This is a genomic window from Flavobacterium sp. 20NA77.7 (assembly GCF_031326205.1).
GTDB classification, from domain to species: Bacteria; Bacteroidota; Bacteroidia; order Flavobacteriales; family Flavobacteriaceae; genus Flavobacterium; species Flavobacterium nakdongensis.
On the sequence record NZ_CP133721.1, the window covers coordinates 52,533 to 72,584 of the forward strand.

The window sequence follows — 20,052 nt, forward strand, 5'->3', positions numbered from 1 at the left end:
GTAAAGTTACAAATAACCTGCAAGGTTTCCAAAACCTTGTAGGTTTGTTTTGAAGATAAGCTTCAAACCAGCAAAGTCTTTTTTTGACCTTGTAGGTTTGTTTGTTTCTACACTTATAGTTTCATGGTGTTTTTTGATACCTACAAGATTTTGGAAACCTTGCAGGAGGAAATAGGTTTTTTATTCAAACAAATGTTTTTCAGACAAAATTTCATTTTTAAAATCATGACAATAAATAAAATTATCTTTAGAATCGAATAATTGAATTACTTCTTCTCTTAACAACTTAGTTGGTTTATCTGAAATTATAGATTGATATGATGAAAACTGAAAACATTTATAATCCAAATCTAAATGATGCTTAGGATTTAAATGAACGTATTGAATCAAATTTAATAAATACGTTTCATTTATAATTTGTATTCTTTTAAAGTGTTTTTCAAATAAACTTCCTGTTCTGTTGTTTTGTTTATTGAATGCTTTTACATATGAATTGAAAAGATTCGAAAGAGCTTGAGTAATTTCTTTTTCATTTACAATTCGAATAATAAAATGAAAGTGATTATCCATTAAACAATAAGCAAAAGTATCGGCTTTATTTTCTAAATATTTTGAGTAAAGTTTTAAAAAATATTGTTTGTTTTCGACTGAATTAAAAATAGTTTCACTATTTATGCCTCGGTTGTAAATGTGGTATACTTTGTCTTTTTCTAAAACTTCTAATTTCATGGGGTGCTTTTTTATACCTACAAGGTTTTGGAAACCTTGCAGAATTGTTTTGTGTGTACTTGCAAAGTGTTTTTTAGACCTTGTACTTGCTTTTTTGATACTTGCAAGCTTTTCAATTCTTTGAGGAATTAATTTACAATATAAATTATTATTCCAACTATAATTAAAAACAATGCGAAGCCTAATCTAGTATTCCAATTTTCATTCTTAATTTCAGTGAATGGTTTTTTTCCTGAATAACAAATCCATTTGGCCAGCATACCAAGTCTTTTAAAAAAGAAGTACATGCCTTCTTGTCCTAAATTGATAATTATATCTTCAAAAAAATTCATCTTTATTTAAACACCTACAAGGTTTCCAAAACCTTTCAGGAAATCAACTAGTTAAAAAAACCAACTTGCTACAAAAATCGCCGTAATTACACAGATTAAATCTACTAAAAGCATCATTCCTAATGTATAGCGTGTGTTTTTCACATTAATACTTCCAAAATAAACTGCAATGACATAGAAAGTTGTTTCGGCACTGCATTGGAAAATACAGCTCAATCTTCCCGTTAAAGAATCTGGGCCAAATTGTTTCATCGCATCAATCATAAAGCCACGCGAACCACCTGAACTAAATGGACGCAACATGGCAACGGGAAGTGAATCTGTGATTTCTTTGGCTACACCTAAGTGAGAGAAAGCAAAGGAAATTCCATTGCCTATCATTTCAAACAAACCACTGTTTCTAAACAAGGAAATAGCGACTAACATTCCCATCACATAAGGAAAAATGGTTACGCCTGTTTTTAATCCGTTGTTAGCTCCTGTTACAAACGTGTCGAAAATAGTAGTTTTGTGTTCCACGAATTTTTTTTCTTGTATAAAGGAAAAGATAAGTGTGAAACCTATAATGAGAATTAATAGTAGTCCGGAAAGGTTAGAAGTAAAGTAATTTTTCCCGATTAAATCTAAACTGTTCACATAAAATAACAACCCTACGATAGCGCCAATAACACCCATTAAAACCGCTAGTAACGAAGCGCTTTTGAAGTTGATTTTTTGTTTGATTCCTACTAATAAAAAGGCAGCAATGGTTCCTACAAACGAAGTAATGATGCATGGCAACATGACATCGGCGGGATTGGCAGCGTTTTCAGCAGCACGGTAACCAATTATTGAAGTAGGAATCAACGTTAAACCAGCCGCATGCAAACACATGAACATGATTTGCGCATCGCTGGCTTTTTCTTTATCAGGGTTTAATTCTTGTAAGCTTTGCATGGCTTTTAGACCAAAAGGCGTTGCAGCAGAATCTAACCCTAAGAAGTTGGCTGAAAAGTTCAACGTCATGTACGAAATGGACTCGTGATTTTTAGGGATAGAAGGAAAAACTTTAGCAAACAGTGGACTTAGTTTTGTTGCTAAACGTTCAGACGCTCCGGAAATGATAAGCAGTTCCATAATGCCACAGAAAAACGACAAATAGGCAATTAAAGGCAAAATTAAATCAAACAAACTGGTTTTTGTCATAGGCAATAAACCGTCTGCTTTTTGTGTGCCGCTGTAAACTTTTACCGTTTGATTGGAGTACACATAGGTGGTATCAGCATCTTTTGTGTTGCGATTAACAACATAGGTTTTGTCTTCTTTTTTTTGTAAACTATCTTGAATAAATTGTGGTACTTCTTTTATATACTTTTCATTGATTAAAAGCGGTTCGCCTTGTTTGCCATTTAGTACATAATCTATGGAATAATATTGTGAAGAAAACAAACCCACTACCACAAAAAAGATAGATGAAATAAAAATGACCAACCAAAATCTACTTAATACCATGTGTCGTTTTTTTTGTAAATGTACTTATTTTTTGTAAAACGCTATAACGTTTAGATTTTAAGTCATAAAAAAAGCGGCTCATTGAGCCGCTTTTAACTATATGTTTTATGCTTGTATTAGAATTTGTAAGCAACGCTTAAGTTCCAAGTTCTACCAAATCCGAAGAATACTTGGTTAGCGTTAGCTACACCATTGTATAATCTATTGTTAGAAGCATAAGTTCCTAAAGAAGGGTTTGTTGAACTTACGTTATCATCAGCAAAGATGTTTGTTTTAGACTCAGCAATATACACTTTGTCTAATACGTTGTTCATGTTAAATCTGAAGTTTAATGACTCAGATTTGTTTTTACCTAACTCCATTTTATAAGACACCCCAGCATCTAACAAACCGAATGAAGGTAATTGTAATGAACCTTTGTTGTTAGCAGTTGTAAAGTTAGCAGGAGAAATAGCTGCATACAATCTATCTGCATATCTGTAATTAGCATCTATTTTTAACCCATTAGTTACTTTATACGCAGCTCCTAAGGCAGCAGTGGTTTGTGCAGCATCACCTACTTTTACACCGTCTAAATATAAAGTTGATCCCGTACCGATTTGTGCGTTATTAACATCATATCTGTTAGCTGTAATATCGTTTTTGTAATACCAGTTACCGTAAGAGAACATACCGTTGATGTCTAATTTTTTCAATGGTTTGTACGTAAACTCTAACTCTACCCCGTCGTGTACTTCTTGGATTCCAGCAAAGTCGAAATAACCCCCTTGGTTAGTTGGAGCCGCATCAGTACTTCTTTGGTATCTATCTTTCCAAGTCGTGTGGTAAATATTTACATTAGCATTGAAAGTAGCAGATTTAAATCCGTACCCTGCTTCTAAACCAAAAATCTTTTCATTGGTTAAGTTTTCGTTAACTAACGATTTGTTATTTGGATATACCGCATTAAAGAATGGTTGTTTTGAGTAATATCCAGTGTTTACAAATACATTGTGTTGTTCGTTGATGTTGTAGTTAACACCCCCTTTGATGTTTCCACCCATAATGTTTTTGTAGCTTGTAGAAGATAAAGGATTAGATGTTAAATACAAGAAATAATCATTTTTCTTAAATCCTTGTTGAGAAACCGCTCCTTGAACAAAAGCAGTTAATTTTTCAGTTGCATACTCTAATTGTGTAAAGGCACCAAACCATCTTACTAAACCATCATTGTTGTAATTGATAGCTTTTTGGTAATTTGTATTAAAGAATGGATTTCCGTTTGGAGTTGTATTGTAAGTCCATGTAACAATTTCATTAGGATTATTGATGTCTCCAGTAGAAACACCTGATCCATTTCTATAGAATGTAGAACCTAATAAATCGTTTAATACTTGGTAGTGAATACCTCTGTACGTTCTCATGTCCACACCAAAGTCTAACGTAAATTTATCTGTTAACTTCGTGTTTAAGTTCATGATACCTCCGTACCAGTTGTGTGAGTTGATAGATGATATTTTAGAAATACCATTTGTAGCCGTATTAGATGTAGATGAACTATTTTCATAATACCCACCAATTGTAGCTCTAGGAGCTGGTGCAAAAGTACCATTTGTTACTGCTTGACCTTGGTTCCATGCTTGGATAAAATCAACGTTAATTGTTCCATCAGGAAGTCTTAAGTTAGCATTGTTGTATTGGTTACCTCTGATAGCGCCTGTACCGTTAGATCCACCACCACGGCCCCAAGAACCGTAAAATACTGTAGATAATTTCATTTTGTCAGAGATTTTCCAATCCCAGTTTAACGACATTACTGGTTTGTGGTAGAAATTCGTTCTGAAACTGTATTCTTCCCCGTTTAATCTACCCCAATCAGAGTTGTATTTAATATTTGGTTCACCATTTACACCATATTGAATGTATTGTGCAATTGTTGGCGCAGCAGATCTTTGGTTGTGCCATTGTGGCGCACCTGTAATGATGAATTGTAAATCATGTTTTTTATTGATTTCATATCCTAAACCAACAAAATAGTTGTACCCTTCAAATTTAGTTCCATCCACGTATCCGTTACCAGTAGTGCTTGAAAATAAAACAGAAGCAGATAAACCATTTTTCATTTTACCTGTGTTGTAAGAATATTGAGCTTTTAAATAATCGTTGTTACCAATTGTAACACCAATATTTCCGCCTTGTTTTTGGTCTGCAGATTTAGTTACTACGTTAATAGTACCTCCCACAGAAGAAATAGCTAATTTAGAAGAACCTAAACCTCTTTGTACTTGCATAGCGCTCGTTACATCAGATAAACCAGCCCAGTTACTCCAGTAAACAGAACTGTTTTCCATGTCATTAACAGGTACCCCGTTAATTAATACCGCAATGTTGTTTTGGTTAAATCCACGAATGTTTACTCTTGAATCACCAAAACCACCACCTGATTTAGTTGCATACGCAGAAGGGGTGTTGTTTAAGATTTCAGGAAACTCTTGGTTACCTAATTTTTCAGCAATAACAGAAGCTTTAATTGTAGAAACAGCCACTGGCGTTTTTCTGTTTTTAGCTACGTCAATTGTTGTTGTTTTTACTACTACCTCTTCAATAGAAGACGTGTTAGATTGTAGGGAAATAGATCCTAAGTCTTGACTACCTGAGAATGCATATTCTTTTGCATCAAAACCGATAAATGAAACTACAAGAGTTCCTTTACTTTCTTTAGAAGTAATTTTAAAACTTCCATTCTCTGAAGTCAATACAGAAATTGAACTTCCTTTTACTTTTACTGTAGCGCTAGCTAAAGGTTTGTTAGCATCATCAACTACTGTACCAGTTACAGTTGTTTGTGCAATTGCCATTGATGAAAACATCATTACCAATGCGAAAAACAAAAAGTTAATTTTTTTCATGTTGTTAGTTTAAAAATTTTCAGCAAAAGTAGTATAATTTTTTTAATAAATGTTAACTTAATATTAACAAAAAAAAATCAAGCGGGAAGGCTTGATTTTATTGGTATCTATTTCGTTTTAAACCGTTTAATTAGCTGTTTAGTAGAACTGTCATGGGCGCTAATTTCTTCCGATTCGATGTCTTTTAACACGGAATTAGCTAATTGTTTTCCAAGTTCAACGCCCCATTGATCATAACTATAAATGTTCCAAATAACACCTTGCACAAAAATTTTATGCTCATAAAGCGCCACTAATGCACCTAAGGTTTCAGGTGTTAATTTATCAATTAATAAGGTATTGGTAGGTTTGTTTCCTTCAAACACTTTAAAAGGAATTAATTCTTTAACTTGTTCCTCTGTTTTGCCTTGTGCTTTAAATTCGGCAATAACTTGTTCTTTTGTCTTACCCATTAGTAAGGCTTCGGTTTGTGCAAAGAAGTTAGACATCAATTTATTATGATGGTCTTGTTCACCATATAAAGGATGTATGAAGCCTATAAAATCAGTGGGAATTAATTTTGTTCCTTGATGAATTAATTGGAAAAACGCATGTTGGGAATTGGTACCAGGTTCTCCCCAAACTATTGTTCCTGTTTGATAATTTACAGGCTGACCATTTCTTGCTATTGATTTTCCATTACTTTCCATAATACCTTGTTGCAAGTAAGGTGCTAGTTTTTGTAAATATTGGGTATAAGGAATCAATGCTTCTGTTTCGGCACCAAAAAAATTATTGTGCCAAATGCTTAATAAAGCTAATAGTACAGGAATATTTTTGTCAAACGAGGTTTCTTTAAAATGGGAGTCCATTTTAGTTGCGCCTAGCAATAGTTTGTCAAAATTGTCAAATCCTACAGCGAGTGCTATTGAAAGTCCAACGGCACTCCATAGTGAAAATCTTCCGCCAACCCAGTCCCACATTGGAAAAATGTTGTCAGGGGCAATTCCGAATTCGGTAACTTTTTCTAGATTTGTAGAAACAGCAACAAAGTGTTTAGCCACATCTTCTTGATTTGCGTGTTGTAAAAACCATTTTCTTACGGTTTCTGCATTTGTCAACGTTTCTTGGGTAGTAAATGTTTTTGAAGCAACTACAAATAGTGTTGTCTCAGGATTTATTTTTTTTAGAATTTCTTGTACATGATCTCCATCTACATTAGAAATAAAATGGGTTTGTAAAGAAGACTTGTAAAATTGTAACGCTTCTACAATCATGGCTGGACCTAAGTCAGAACCGCCAATACCAATATTCACGACCGTAGTAAAAGATTGGTTTGTATAGCCTTTTCTTGCTCCAGAAAGCACTTCATTTACAAATACTTTCATTTTGTTTTTAGTATGCTGAATGTCTTCTGTAATATTTGTTCCATCAACAATGAACGACTCATTAGAAAAACTTCGTAAAGCCGTGTGTAGTACAGCTCTATTTTCTGTTTCATTTATTTTTTCTCCAGAAAAATAACTTGATATGGCGTTCTTTAGTTCTACTTCTTCTGCTAGTTGAAGTAATAAGTTAATCGTTTCTTGCGTCCAATTGTTTTTTGAATAATCGACAAAAAAATCTTCCCATTCAATTGAAAATTTAGCCGCACGATTGCTGTCGTTTTGAAATAATTCTTTTATTGATTGTTTTTTTTGTTCGGCATAATGATCGTTTAATTTCTTCCAAGCGGTCGTTTCTGTGGGATTAATTTTTGCTAAAGCCATAGTTTATTCTTTAAAGGTTTTTGAGGAAATATCGTCTAGTTCTTTTTTTAGTGGTTTAATATAGGTTAAATAAGCTCCCTTTTGTTTTTTAGACATGGGTTCGGTATTTGGTAATTTTAGTCGAAGTGGATCTACTTGTACGCCATTTTTCCAAAAGCGATAACACACGTGAGGTCCAGTGGCTAATCCCGTACTTCCTACACGTCCAATAATTTGTCCTTGCGAAACACGTTGTCCTTGTTTCACTAAAATTCTGGACATATGTAAATACTGTGTTGCATACATGCCGTTATGTTTAACTTTTACAAAATTACCATTACCTGCAGTGTAGCCTGTTTTTTCAACAACACCTGTAGCGGTAGTTTTTATAGGTGTACCGTGTGGGGCAGCATAATCTGTACCGTTGTGTGCTTTCCATCTGAGCTGAACGGGGTGAAATCGCATACGGGTAAAACGAGAAGTTAGTCTAAAATAGTCTAAAGGCGCTTTTAAAAACATGTTTTTTAGTCCTTTTCCTTCGTCGTCGTAGTAGTCAAATTTTTTATATTTTTCGTCTAATTTGTATGGAAACGCATAGATTTTTTTGCCTTTATATTCAAAGTAACAGGCTTCAATTTTATCTACACCTAAATATTCTCCATTTTGAAAATATTTTTCCTGAATGGTTACGGCAAATTTATCTCCTTTTTGAATTTTAAAGAAGTCAATCGTGTAGGCATAGATTAGCGCTAATTGATTAGCTAAAGTAGCACTTACCTTATTTCTTTCTAATGTTTCTGACAATGAGCCGTCAAGAGCTGCCGCCACCGTTCTTCGTTTTGTAATGGTTGGTTTTTGTTTCAGTTGAACAACAATACTGTCTCTTAAATCGACTACTAAATAATTTGTTTTGTCTTGCACATAGACTAAAGCTTTGAGTGCTTTTTTATTTTTTTTATCGGAAAAAGTGAAAATAGCTTTACCCGCCCGAATGTTTTTTAAATTAAATGTGTCTTTAATTTTTTCAGTAACATCATGAATTTTTAAGCTGTCAGGTAAGCTGTAGTTTTCTAAAATGGTGCTAAACGTATCTCCTGCGTGCAAGGTATCGGTAACCACTGAAAAATCATTAAAAGTAAAGCCGAAATCTTTAATTATGGGCTCTTTTTTAATTTTTTTAGTTGTGTTAGTTTCACTTTTTTGATTGCAAGAAACGCTTAATAAAGCTAGAAAAATGTAAATTATATAGTTCAATAGTTGTCCCTCCTTGTTTTTATTCGCCCCAGTTGTCTAATTCTTCTTTAGTCCATAATTCAGGGAAAAATATTCTTTTTTGGTATTTTGGAAGCATGTATTTTTTCCAATCACTTCCGCCAGTTGCTTCACCCGTACCATGTCCGCTTTCAATATATTTTTTAGCCGCATTAAAATGGCCCATTACCCATGTAATATTTACGGTTTTGTCATAGTGTCTCATGGCAGCAACTAATTCAGGGTTTTTTTGATCTTCTTCGGGAAGTTGCTTGAACTTTTTCCAAATATTTATAGTATTATACGTTTCCATATGTCGTAAAAATTCGGCTTTGTATTTGCGTTCAAATTCGAGAATTAAATAACTTTTTTCGCCTGTTTGATAATCTTTTCCAGCAGCTTGCCAATACAAATGTTCAAATGCATGTTCGTAAGGTGTATTTCTGTCAATGGTTGCTCTAAATCTATTGTCAATAAGATTGATTAAGTCTGTAGATGAAAATTCTATTAAACGGTATTGTGCGCTTTGAAAGCCACTTGCAGGAGTTAAAGTGTTTCTAAATTTCATGTATTGTTCTACCTCCATTCCGTCTCCCATAATGTCAAAAGAAGTAGTAAGCATGTCAAAATATCTAGAAATACGTCGCATTTTTTCTGTAAAGAAAGCCCTAGTCAATGTGGTGGCATGGCACACTTGTTCAATTTCCCAAAGAATCATTTTGAACAACAATTCATTGACTTGATGGTACATTACAAACACCATTTCGTCAGGCAATGTGGTTCTTTGTATTTGAAGGTTTAGTAAGGCGTCTGTTTGAATATAATCCCAATATGTAATGGGTTTTGCCCAAAGCAATCCTTCTAAATGCGTGGCTGTTTTTTGATTGATATTTTTGAATTTTTCATCTAAAAGATCAATTTTTTCTTTTATCTCAGGTGTTAACATGCTGTGTTATTTAAATTTTATAGGATGCTTCAGTCCTTTATATTCTTCTAAATCTGCTTTTAATGAACCTACAGCCAAGCTTGCTTTTATTCGAACAGGAATTTTATTATTGTCGTCTGATATCCAAACGGTTAAACTTTCTTCTTCTTTAAAAACTCTTCCCGCTTGAACGAAAGGTTTAAAAACCATACAATTGATGTCTCCAAATTTAGTGTTTATATTTTCTTTACCAATAAATTTTAGTTTAAATTTAAAGGTTTCATCGTCAAAAAACATATCAATGGAAATAGATTCGTCAATTTTTAGTTCGTCTACTTTTGGATGATTTCTTAAGTGATAAAAAGAAGAAATGATGTCTTGAACTTCTTCCGGGACTTTAAATGTTTTTTCAGTATTGTTTTTATAGTCTTTTACCAAAACGGTGTTATTTGCTTGGTTAAAATACCCTTGCTGATTTTTAGTATAGCCTCCTTCGTTAATTTTTCTAATAAAAACATAAGGTTTGTTGGTTTCTTTGTCAAAATAACTTTCATAATTATCGTCTACTTTGAAAAAAAATTTTGTCATTCCTGTTGTATAACCCTTTCCTATAACATGATGCATTTTTTTGCCAGCTAAAGTCGCATCTTTTACTTCTAATGTTGCATGACCAGCATTTACCAAACCATAATGTATGCGAAATTTAAGAAATTCACCTATTGAATAGGAGTCAATTTCTTCTGTGTTGAAAGAATTTATTAGAATAAATAGGATGGAAAGCGAAAAAATTCTTTTCATTTTTTAGTTGTTTATTGATTATAAACACGTATAAACAATTATTGTTCCAAAAGTACAAAAACAAAAAAACTCAGTCAAAATAAATGACTGAGTTTTTATGCTATTAACCAACCAAAAAACTATAAATTATGAAAAACTTATAACAATATGAGTCTACTACCTCTCAGATTGCGAATGCAAAATTAGGTTCAATGTTGTGAAAAATTCAACAAAAATTCAACTTTAACACTTTTAACAGAAAAATAATTGAAATAATTGCTTAAAATTTAATAATACAAAAAAATAATTAAGAATTTTTGTAAACTTAACAATAGAGGTTGTTTTAAATATAACAAAAAAAGGCTAAAAAATTAAATTTTAGCCTTTTTTCTGTTCATAAATTATAATGTTCCTCTCAATTCTTGTTCGCGTTCAATAGATTCGAACAGTGCTTTGAAGTTACCGGCACCAAATCCTTTTGCCCCCATTCGTTGTATAATTTCAAAGAACAACGTTGGTCTGTCTTCTACGGGTTTGGTAAAAATTTGCAATAAATATCCTTCATCATCCGCATCAATCATAATTCCTAATTTTTGAAGTTCAGTAATGTCTTCTTTAAACTTAGACATGTGGTCTTTTAATCGTTCAGGAATTGCATCATAATAGGCTTGAGGAGGAGTGCTTAAAAATTCAATTCCTCTTTCACGCATTTTTGCAACAGTAGAAATAATATCATCAGTAGCAACTGCAATATGCTGTACCCCTTCATCTTCATAAAAATCTAAGTATTCTTCAATTTGTGATCTTTTTTTACCGTTAGCAGGTTCATTAATTGGAAATTTTATTCTACCATTCCCGTTACTCATTACTTTAGACATCAAAGCAGAATATTCGGTAGTAATTTGTTTGTCATCAAAAGATAAGAAATTAACAAATCCCATCACGTCTTCAAACCATTTTACAGCTTCATTCATTCTGTTCCATCCTGTGTTTCCAACCATGTGATCAATATATTTTAAACCAACTGGTTCAGGGTTATACTCTGATTTCCATTCGTTATAACCTGGTAAAAATACGCCGTTATAATTTTTACGTTCTACAAAAATAAAAACGGTTTCTCCATAGGCACCATAGATACCCGCACGAATAACTTCTCCGTTCTCGTCTTTTTCTACAGTTGGTTCAAAGTAAGGTTTTGCACCGCGTTTCGTTGTTTCTTTAAAAGCATTTTTTGCATCTTCAACCCAAAGCGCAATCACTTTTACTCCGTCACCATGTTTTTTTACATGTTCTCCAATAGGTGAATTGCTGTTTAATGCGGTTGTTAAAACTAAACGAATTTTGTCTTGTTTCAATACATATGATGCGCAGTCTTTCACTCCTGTTTCTAATCCTGCATAGGCTAAAGATTGAAAACCAAAAGCGGTTTTGTAAAAATGAGCCGCTTGTTTTGCGTTGCCCACATATAGTTCCACATAGTCTGTTCCTAATAAAGGTAAAAAGTCTTGTGCTCCTTCAAATATTTTTTCTAAGCCGTATTCGACTGATTTTATTTCTTGTGACATTTTTTTAATTTTTTGATGATTTAGATTTTAATCTAACCAAGATTGATAATATTTTTCATCTGCTATTTTCATAGCCTCTTCTGTAACCATTAAAGGTTTAAATGTGTCAACCATAACTGCCAATTCTTGCGTTTCAGTTTTTCCAATACTTCTTTCAACAGCTCCTGGGTGTGGACCGTGCGGAATGCCTGCTGGATGTAATGAAATATGACCCGCTTCAATGTCGTTTCTGCTCATGAAATCACCATCTACATAATACAACACCTCATCGGCATCAATATTACTATGATTGTATGGTGCAGGAATAGATTGTGGATGATAGTCATACAACCTTGGCACAAAAGAGCAAATTACAAACGCATCGGTTTCAAATGTCTGATGAATAGGAGGTGGCAGATGAATTCTTCCTGTAATTGGTTCAAAGTCATGAATAGAAAAGGCATAAGGATAATTATAACCATCATATCCAACAACATCAAATGGATGTGTGGCATAGATCATATCAAAAATTTCATCTTTCTTTTTGATTTTTATTAAGAAATCTCCTTTTTCATTATGTGTTTCTAATTCTTCAGGACGACGAATGTCTCTTTCGCAAAAAGGCGAATGTTCTAGTAATTGACCAAACCAATTTCTATATTGTTTAGGCGTGTAAACAGGTCTTCTGGATTCTACTATGAATAGGCGGTTGTCTTCTGTGTCGAAGTCTATTTTATAAATCATTCCACGTGGAATAACCAAATAGTCACCATATTTAAAATCTAGATTTCCTAGCATGGTTCTTAATTTTCCCGTTCCTTTATGGATGAAAATCACTTCGTCAGAATCTGTGTTTTTATAAAAATAATCTGTTGTTGATTTTTTTGGTGCGGCCAATACAATATGGCAATCAGCATTAGTCAACACTATTTTTCTACTTTCTAAAAAATCGTCTTGTGGCGCTACTTGAAACCCTCTTAGTCTGTAAGACTGAATATTGTTTGCTTTCGCAATTTTTGGAGCTACATCATATTGTTTTTTTATTTCTTTGACTTGTGTAGGTCTATGTTCGTGATACATGTTGGTTGACATTCCGTCAAAACCAATAGTACCAAACAATTGTTCATAATATAAGTCGCCATTTTCTTTTCTAAATTGAATATGGCGTTTATGAGGAATTGTTCCTAATTTATGATAAATAGGCATGGTTTTTTTGTTTAAAAGGTTAAAGTCTAAAAGTTTAAAGCTATTCTAAAAACTTTACTCAATAATCAACAAAAGGCATCTCATTCAGGATTTCTCTTGATGAGGAATTTTAAGTAGGCTAATAAATCTTTATAAATAAGAGGCATAGATTTATTTTAGTGTAACAAATATCGGAAAAAAAATAAAAAAGCCACTAAAAAGTGGCTTAATTTTTTATGATTCTTTTTCAAGATTTGAGTGGCGTTTACTATATAATAAATATACTATAATACCAAACGAACCCCATATTAAAAAAGTATACCAAGTTTCAGTTCTAACCTGAGTCATTAAAAATATATTAAAACAAACACCTAAAGTTCCCACAACATATACGGCAGGAGTTTTATAAGGTCTTTCTAATTCTGGTTTTTTTACTCTAAGAACCATAACTGCCATACACACCATTGCAAACGCAAGTAAGGTTCCCATAGAACACATTTCAGAAACTTTTTCAATAGGTGTTAACGCTGCTACAATAGAGATTATTAACCCTATTAGAATGGTGCTTTTATGTGGAGTTAAAAATTTAGGGTGTAAATCTTTAAAAAACGAAGGAAGTAGTCCGTCTTTAGACATTCCTAAAAATATACGTGTTTGTCCTAACATCATTACTAACATTACCGACATTAAGCCTGCAGTTGCAGCTACTGTAATAAGTAAAGTTGCCCATTTTAAACCAACACCACTAAATGCAGAGGCCACTGGCGCAGCTTTATCTAATTGGTCAAAACGAACCATTCCGGTTAATACTAAAGAAACTAATATATATAGTACGGTACAAATAATTAAGGAAGCAATAATTGCAAAAGGTACATCTTTTTTAGGATTAATAGCTTCGCCCGCTTGAGTGGAAACGGCGTCAAATCCAATATAAGCAAAGAATACAATCGTTGCAGCAGTAAGTACACCGCCAAATCCAAAATTAATTTTTTCTACTCCATCAACTATTGTTGTGGTTTCTTCAGGAATGAAAGGCACCCAATTAGTCGTATCGATATAAAAAGCTCCTACAATGATAACAAATAACACGACTGCAATTTTTATGATTACAATGATATTGTTTGTTTTTGCAGCTTCTTTAATCCCTTTAACTAGGATAGCAGTAATTAACCAAGTAATTAAAAATGCAGGAAGGTTAAAAACCAATCCAGATAAGTCTATAGAAGAATAATGTTCTGCAAATTTAGCCACTCCTTCGCCCGTAGCAAAGTTTTGAAAATCTTTAAGGGAAGTCAAACTTTTAAAAGCACCAGCAAATTCTGCGTTTGCAAATGCACTTTTTATTTGTTCAAACGTAGCATTTGTATGAGTAGCAAGGTACTCTTTTACTGCATCTACTGCTTTTGCATGATTTAATTTTTCTACGGCTGTTGCCTTATCAGATAATAAACTGAGGGGAAGTCTTACGTGAAAAAGACCTAATAATTTGGTGAAATATCCACTCCAAGCTACCGCTACGGTTGTGGCTCCCATCATGTATTCTAGAATTAAATTCCAACCTATGAACCAAGCAAAAACTTCTCCAATAGTACCATAAGCATAGGCATATGCCGATCCTTCTACGGGAAGTACAGAGGCAAATTCTGCATAACAAAGAGAAGCAAATAAACATCCAATACCGGCAATTACAAAAGACAAAGCTAATGCTGGCCCTGCATAATCGTGAGCAGCAATACCCGTCAATGTAAAAATTCCACCTCCAATAATTGCTCCAATTCCTAATGAGGTAAGTCCCCATCGTGTAAGAACGCGATTTAAACCGCTTTTTTTCATGTCTGCTTCAAATGCTGAAACAGGTTTTACTCTCCAAATTGACATAATTTTAGTTTTTTAGTTTTCAAATATATGATTTTTTAATAAAAAATAAAGATTTTAAAAAAGGGTTTAAAAAACAAAACCTAAATTAAACCATAAATTATTGTTTCCTGTTTCTGGGGACCAACTGTATTTAATCTCAATGGGGCCAATAAATGACTCATAACCATAGCCAAAGGCAAAACCAGAATAGGAAGGACGGTTAATCCAATCTTGGGTAGCATTAAAAATAAAATTTCCAATATTTGCTGCGTTATAGGAAAAATTGACATGATTTTTTCTGTAAAATTCATGATCAACCGTTGCAGAAGTTTTTACATAACTATTTCCTAAAATGCTTAAATAGTTGTAACCATAAAAAGATTTTATATTATTTACCTCTCGAAAACCATACCCGCCAAATACAAAATCAAAATAAGGAGAACTGTTGGTGCCTATTTTGCTTCCTCCTTCAGCTTGCACTAAAAAAGATAGCTTTTTTAAGGGAGAAAATGCAATACCAAAATCAAATTTACCTATGGAGAAGCGATCAAAATTTCCAGAATAATCAGACGAGTAAACAAAGGTTTTAAAGTTGCTTTTTACGTACCAGCCTTTAGTGGGAAAATATTTTTTATTAAAACTGTCGTGTGTAATGTTTCCAAAGAAAGATAAATAATCACTATTCTCAATAATACCATTATTTATTGAAAAATTTTGTGTTTTCATTTTTAAATGCTGCCATTCTGTTCCTAAACTTATGGTGAATTTTTTTGAAAAAATTGTTTGAATAAAAAATTGATTACTTAAACTACTATAATCTAAATTAATAGTCCGTAAGTCGGGACTATTAAATAATTGGCTAATCCCAAAATCACTTGAGATGTTTTTGTTAAAAGTTACAAAACTTGAATTGAAACCTACGCTCCAATAAAATCCATTATCGATAAGGTAATTTAAATCATATCTAAAATTGTCGCCTAATATTAAATCGACTGAAAAAACGTCATTTTTAGAAATAATTTTCTTTTGTGTTATATTTATTAACGCCCCACTTTTAAAAAAATCGTCATAATGTAATCCGAATTTTAAAAACGTATTGACCGGATTTTCTTTAAGTTCAAAGTTTAGGTTTTCGGCATCAAAATGGTATTTAATGGAGCTAAAATTTTGGGTAGCGGTTAAGTTTTGAATTCCTTTTTGAAATTCTGAATAGTTAATTTTAGAGTTAGAGCGAAGTTTTAATTTACCCAGTAAATAAGCACGAGTGTAGTTTTTAGTTTCATTAAAGTTAATTTCCTTTATTGAAAGGACTTTGTTTTCATTAACTAAGTCAGGTTTTTTATATTCTTTGTTTTGAAGTAAAATCAATTTTTGAATCTGTTTTTTAGCTTCAGTCTCTCCTATAGTTATAATTTTTTTTCCATCATCGAAAGATAAAACCGAAAATCCATTAATATTGGGTTTAATATAAATATCTGTCAGCTTTAATTTATCTTGCATTTTATCAAGTGTACTAAAATTTGAAATTTGCAATAAAATAGTGGTTACTCCATTTAAATCTTTTCTTGTTTTTAACTCATCTTGTACATCAACTCCAATAATATAATCTGCTCCTGCAGCTTTTAAATTTTCTATGGGATAATTGTTTTTAACCCCTCCGTCAATTAATAATTTATTATCAATTTCTATAGGATTAAAAAGAGAAGGAATAGCCCCGCTAGCTACAAGCGCTTGGGCTAACACGCCTTTGTCTAAAATAACTTCTTCACCATTTTCAATGTTTGTTGCCATACAAAAAAAAGGAGTAGGTAGTTTACTAAAATCACTAATATTTCTTACGTGATAGGTAAGTTGTGATAATAAGTTGTAGTTATACATTCCTTTGGATAAGGCGCTAGGCGTTCCTAGTTTTAATTTATTAAAAGGAAGTGTAAACGCGTAGGTTTCGTCATTTCTTTTTTCGAAAAATGATTTTGAACTTCTAGGAATATAATCTTGAATAAGCGCATCAATATCTATAGTAGTGAAAATAGAATCGAGTTGTTTTGCGTTGTACCCTGATGCATATAAACCACCTATAATAGCTCCCATACTTGTACCGCCGATATAATCAATTTTTATACCTAATGAATCAATTACTTTTAAAACACCAATGTGAGCCAGTCCTTTTGCTCCACCACCAGAAAGCACTAATCCAATTTTTGGTTTTTTTAAAGTTTCTTGTGCGTTTCCGCTTAAAGGAAAAAGGAAAAAGGAAAAAATAAAAAGACATACATAAAGATAGCATTCACAACAGTGAACCTTTTTTTTGTTTCCTCTATTCTCTTTTTGCTTTAGCATATATTATTCATTTTTGTAAAAGTCGGAAATTTTTTTGGCTTTTGAAACACCTACAACTTCAGAAATTTGTTTTTCTGTTGCTTCTTTAATTCTTTTTACACTTTTAAATTGTTTTAAAAGGGTAATCATTGTTTTTTCTCCAATACCAGGTATGGTTTCAATACTTGTTTGAAGTGCGGCTTTACTTCTTTTATCGCGATGATGTGTAATGCCAAATCGATGCGCTTCATTACGTAAATGTTGAATAGTTTTCAGTGTTTCTGATTTTTTGTCTAAATACAACGGAACAGGATCTTCGGGATAAAACAACTCTTCAAGGCGTTTAGCAATACCTATAATGGCTATTTTTCCTCGAAGTTCTAATTGTTCTAAACTTTTTAGCGCAGCAGACAATTGCCCTTTACCTCCATCAATAATAATAAGCTGAGGCAAAGGCTCGTTTTCTTCTAGAAGACGCTTGTATCTTCTGTAAACCACTTCTTCCATAGACGCAAAATCATTTGGTCCTTCTACTGTTTTTATATTAAAATGGCGGTAGTCTTTTTTGCTTGGTTTACCGTCTTTAAAAACTACGCAAGCCGAAACAGGGTTTGTTCCTTGTATGTTTGAGTTATCAAAACACTCAATGTGTCTTGGCTCTACAGAAAGTCTTAAATCTTTCTTCATTTGAGCCATTATGCGATTAGTGTGCCGGTCTGGATCAACAATTTTAATTTGTTTTAATTGGTCTAATCGAAAATATTTTGCATTGCGCTCAGATAAATCTAAAACGGCTTTTTTATCCCCTAATTTAGGTACATTAATTTTTATATTTTCTCCTAAATCAATTTCAAAAGGGACTACTATTTCTCTTGAAGTTAACTGAAAACGTTCGCGCAATTCAATAACCGCTAAAGGCAATAGTTCTTGGTCAGTTTCATCAAGTTTTTTCTTTAATTCTAAGGTATGTGACCTGATGATGGCCCCGTGTGAAATTTGAAGAAAATTAACATATGCCATGCTTTCATCTGATACAATGGAAAACACGTCAACGTTTGTAATTTTTGGATTTAAGATAGTTGATTTGGCTTGGTAATTTTCTAAAATTTCTATTTTTTCTTTTATTTTTTGCGCTTCTTCAAACTGCATATTGACAGCTAATTGTGTCATTACATTTTTAAAATCCTTAAGACTTTCTTTAAAATTTCCTTTTAAAATTTCACGAATCGCTTGAATTTGATTTTGATATTTGTCTAATGATTCATAACCTTCACAAGGTCCTTTGCAGTTGCCTATATGGTATTCTAAACATACTTTGTATTTATGACTATCAACGTTGTTTTTTGATAAATCATAGTTGCATGTTCTGAGGGGGTAAAGTTCTTTAATTAATTCTAGAAGCGTATTTACAGTTTTGAAATTTGTATAAGGGCCAAAATATTCCGAACCGTCTTTAATCATTTTTCTTGTCGAAAAAACGCGTGGAAATGGTTCTTTTTTAATGCAAATCCAAGGATAGGTTTTGTCGTCCTTTAATAATACGTTATAGCGAGGTTGTAATTTTTTGATTAAATTATTTTCTAATAAAAGCGCATCCGTTTCGGTAGGAACCACGATGTGTTTAATGTGCACAATTTTTTTTACTAGTACTGCTGTTTTGTAGTTATCATGCTGTTTTGTAAAATAAGATTGCACTCTCTTTTTAAGGTTTTTAGCTTTTCCTACATATAAAATCTTACCTTCTTTGTCATAGTATTGGTATACACCCGGACTGTCGGGTAAAGTTTGAATTTGAAGTTCTACGGGATTAAGCGTCATGAAAAAGAGTTATTTCTTTTACAAATTTATAGAATTTAAATCTAAACGTGGCTAACTATTTTTAAAAAGGTTCTTCATTTAGTTTAGGTATAATTTTAGTACATTCGCAAAAAGGAGTCTTAAAAATGATTAAAAAAGAAGTGAGACAAAAGTATAAATTGTTGCGACAAGAATTGCCTACAGACCAAGTAGAGGAAAAGAGTTTAGCAATTGCTAATCAAGTATTACAACTTGACTGTTGGGATAAAACCACCTACCATATTTTTTTACCCATTGTTTCGCAAAAAGAAGTTAATACAGAATATATATTGCAAATATTAGCAGGAAAAGATAAAAATATAGTGGTGTCTAAAGCCGATTTTGAAACTAGAGAAATGACACATTTTTTATTGACCGATGCTACTAAAATTAAAGAGAATCATTATCAAATTCCAGAGCCTGTTGATGGTATTGAAGTCCCAAGTTATAAGATAGACGTGGTGTTCGTCCCTTTATTAGCATATGATGGAAAAGGAAATAGAGTAGGTTATGGAAAAGGATTTTATGACAAATTTTTAGCTTCTTGCCGGCCCGATTGTATAAAAATAGGCTTGTCTTTTTTTACACCAGAACAATCCGTTGAATCGGTTGATTTATTGGATGTTAAACTTGATTTTTGTGTTACACCAGACACCATTTATCGTTTTTAACAGTTGTTTCAAACAGATCATATAAATATATTTTACTATATTTGTTCATAACCCTTAAAAATTAAACTATGTTACAAATGTTTCATTCTACAATAGCTTATGCGGTTTTAGCATTGTTATTGGTTTCCACAATTAATGCCTTTATGGGTATTTCAGCAAAAAGAAATTTTACAAAAAAAGACAGAAGTTTAGCTTTAGTAGCGTTAATTTTTAGTCATATTCAATTGGTTGTTGGATTAGCGCTTTGGTTTAATTCTCCTGTTGGTAAAGCAGCTTTAGGACAAATGTCAAATCCTGCATTAAGATTAACAGCTATGGAGCACCCGTTAATCAATATTATTGCACTAGTACTGATTACAATAGGTTGGTCAAAACATAAAAAAGAAGAAAGCAGTAACGGAAAATTCAAGAAAATTGCTTATTTATATGCTATAGGTTTAGTGCTGATCTTATCAAGAATTCCATGGAATTTATGGTTTCCAGCGTCTTAAATTAAATTTCTTTTACGTTCGTTTTTGTG

At 32.6% G+C, this 20,052-nt stretch carries 15 protein-coding genes; 2 read left to right on the top strand and 13 right to left on the bottom strand.

The features are described 5' to 3' along the window. Nucleotides 1–180 precede the first annotated feature (180 nt). The 13 genes from RF683_RS00260 to uvrC all read right to left on the bottom strand — a co-directional run bounded on the left by RF683_RS00260 (nucleotide 181) and on the right by uvrC (nucleotide 18,843). On the bottom strand, nucleotides 181–729 hold the full coding sequence (locus RF683_RS00260; protein ID WP_309532241.1) for a transposase: 549 nt from the start codon (nucleotides 727–729) through the stop codon (nucleotides 181–183). A 128-nt stretch (nucleotides 730–857) separates the two neighbouring features. Further along, complete coding sequence (locus tag RF683_RS00265) at nucleotides 858–1,061, bottom strand: hypothetical protein (RefSeq protein WP_309532242.1); 204 nt, start codon at nucleotides 1,059–1,061, stop codon at nucleotides 858–860. Between the two features lie 51 nt (nucleotides 1,062–1,112). Beyond that, nucleotides 1,113–2,552, bottom strand: a complete 1,440-nt coding sequence (locus RF683_RS00270; protein WP_309532243.1) for a nucleoside recognition domain-containing protein — start codon at nucleotides 2,550–2,552, stop codon at nucleotides 1,113–1,115. Between the two features lie 116 nt (nucleotides 2,553–2,668). Further along, the gene (locus tag RF683_RS00275) at nucleotides 2,669–5,440 is read right to left on the bottom strand and encodes a TonB-dependent receptor (protein WP_309532244.1); all 2,772 of its coding nucleotides are present in this window, start codon (nucleotides 5,438–5,440) and stop codon (nucleotides 2,669–2,671) included. A 107-nt stretch (nucleotides 5,441–5,547) separates the two neighbouring features. Continuing rightward, the gene (gene pgi / locus RF683_RS00280; RefSeq protein ID WP_309532245.1) at nucleotides 5,548–7,188 is read right to left on the bottom strand and encodes a glucose-6-phosphate isomerase; all 1,641 of its coding nucleotides are present in this window, start codon (nucleotides 7,186–7,188) and stop codon (nucleotides 5,548–5,550) included. A gap of 3 nt (nucleotides 7,189–7,191) precedes the next feature. Continuing rightward, complete coding sequence (locus RF683_RS00285) at nucleotides 7,192–8,421, bottom strand: M23 family metallopeptidase (protein WP_309532246.1); 1,230 nt, start codon at nucleotides 8,419–8,421, stop codon at nucleotides 7,192–7,194. A gap of 19 nt (nucleotides 8,422–8,440) precedes the next feature. After that, the gene (locus RF683_RS00290) at nucleotides 8,441–9,364 is read right to left on the bottom strand and encodes a tryptophan 2,3-dioxygenase family protein (RefSeq protein ID WP_309532247.1); all 924 of its coding nucleotides are present in this window, start codon (nucleotides 9,362–9,364) and stop codon (nucleotides 8,441–8,443) included. 6 nt (nucleotides 9,365–9,370) lie between these two features. Next, complete coding sequence (locus RF683_RS00295; RefSeq protein WP_309532248.1) at nucleotides 9,371–10,141, bottom strand: DUF3108 domain-containing protein; 771 nt, start codon at nucleotides 10,139–10,141, stop codon at nucleotides 9,371–9,373. Nucleotides 10,142–10,521: 380 nt separating this feature from the next. Then, on the bottom strand, nucleotides 10,522–11,685 hold the full coding sequence (hppD, locus tag RF683_RS00300; protein WP_309532249.1) for a 4-hydroxyphenylpyruvate dioxygenase: 1,164 nt from the start codon (nucleotides 11,683–11,685) through the stop codon (nucleotides 10,522–10,524). Between the two features lie 27 nt (nucleotides 11,686–11,712). Next, the gene (locus RF683_RS00305) at nucleotides 11,713–12,870 is read right to left on the bottom strand and encodes a homogentisate 1,2-dioxygenase (protein WP_309532250.1); all 1,158 of its coding nucleotides are present in this window, start codon (nucleotides 12,868–12,870) and stop codon (nucleotides 11,713–11,715) included. Nucleotides 12,871–13,083: 213 nt separating this feature from the next. Next, nucleotides 13,084–14,730: an amino acid permease gene (locus RF683_RS00310; RefSeq protein ID WP_309533173.1), complete on the bottom strand. Its 1,647-nt coding sequence runs from the start codon at nucleotides 14,728–14,730 to the stop codon at nucleotides 13,084–13,086. A gap of 63 nt (nucleotides 14,731–14,793) precedes the next feature. Further along, entirely contained in the window at nucleotides 14,794–17,046 is a 2,253-nt protein-coding gene (locus RF683_RS00315; RefSeq protein WP_309532251.1) for a patatin-like phospholipase family protein, read from the bottom strand. A gap of 3 nt (nucleotides 17,047–17,049) precedes the next feature. Next, nucleotides 17,050–18,843: an excinuclease ABC subunit UvrC gene (gene uvrC, locus RF683_RS00320; RefSeq protein ID WP_309532252.1), complete on the bottom strand. Its 1,794-nt coding sequence runs from the start codon at nucleotides 18,841–18,843 to the stop codon at nucleotides 17,050–17,052. A gap of 125 nt (nucleotides 18,844–18,968) precedes the next feature. Between uvrC and RF683_RS00325 the strand changes: the two genes are divergently transcribed. Then, the gene (locus RF683_RS00325; RefSeq protein ID WP_309532253.1) at nucleotides 18,969–19,532 is read left to right on the top strand and encodes a 5-formyltetrahydrofolate cyclo-ligase; all 564 of its coding nucleotides are present in this window, start codon (nucleotides 18,969–18,971) and stop codon (nucleotides 19,530–19,532) included. A 68-nt stretch (nucleotides 19,533–19,600) separates the two neighbouring features. Then, a complete protein-coding gene (locus tag RF683_RS00330; protein WP_309532254.1) occupies nucleotides 19,601–20,023 on the top strand; it encodes a hypothetical protein in 423 nt (140 codons plus the stop codon). Nucleotides 20,024–20,052: the final 29 nt, after the last annotated feature.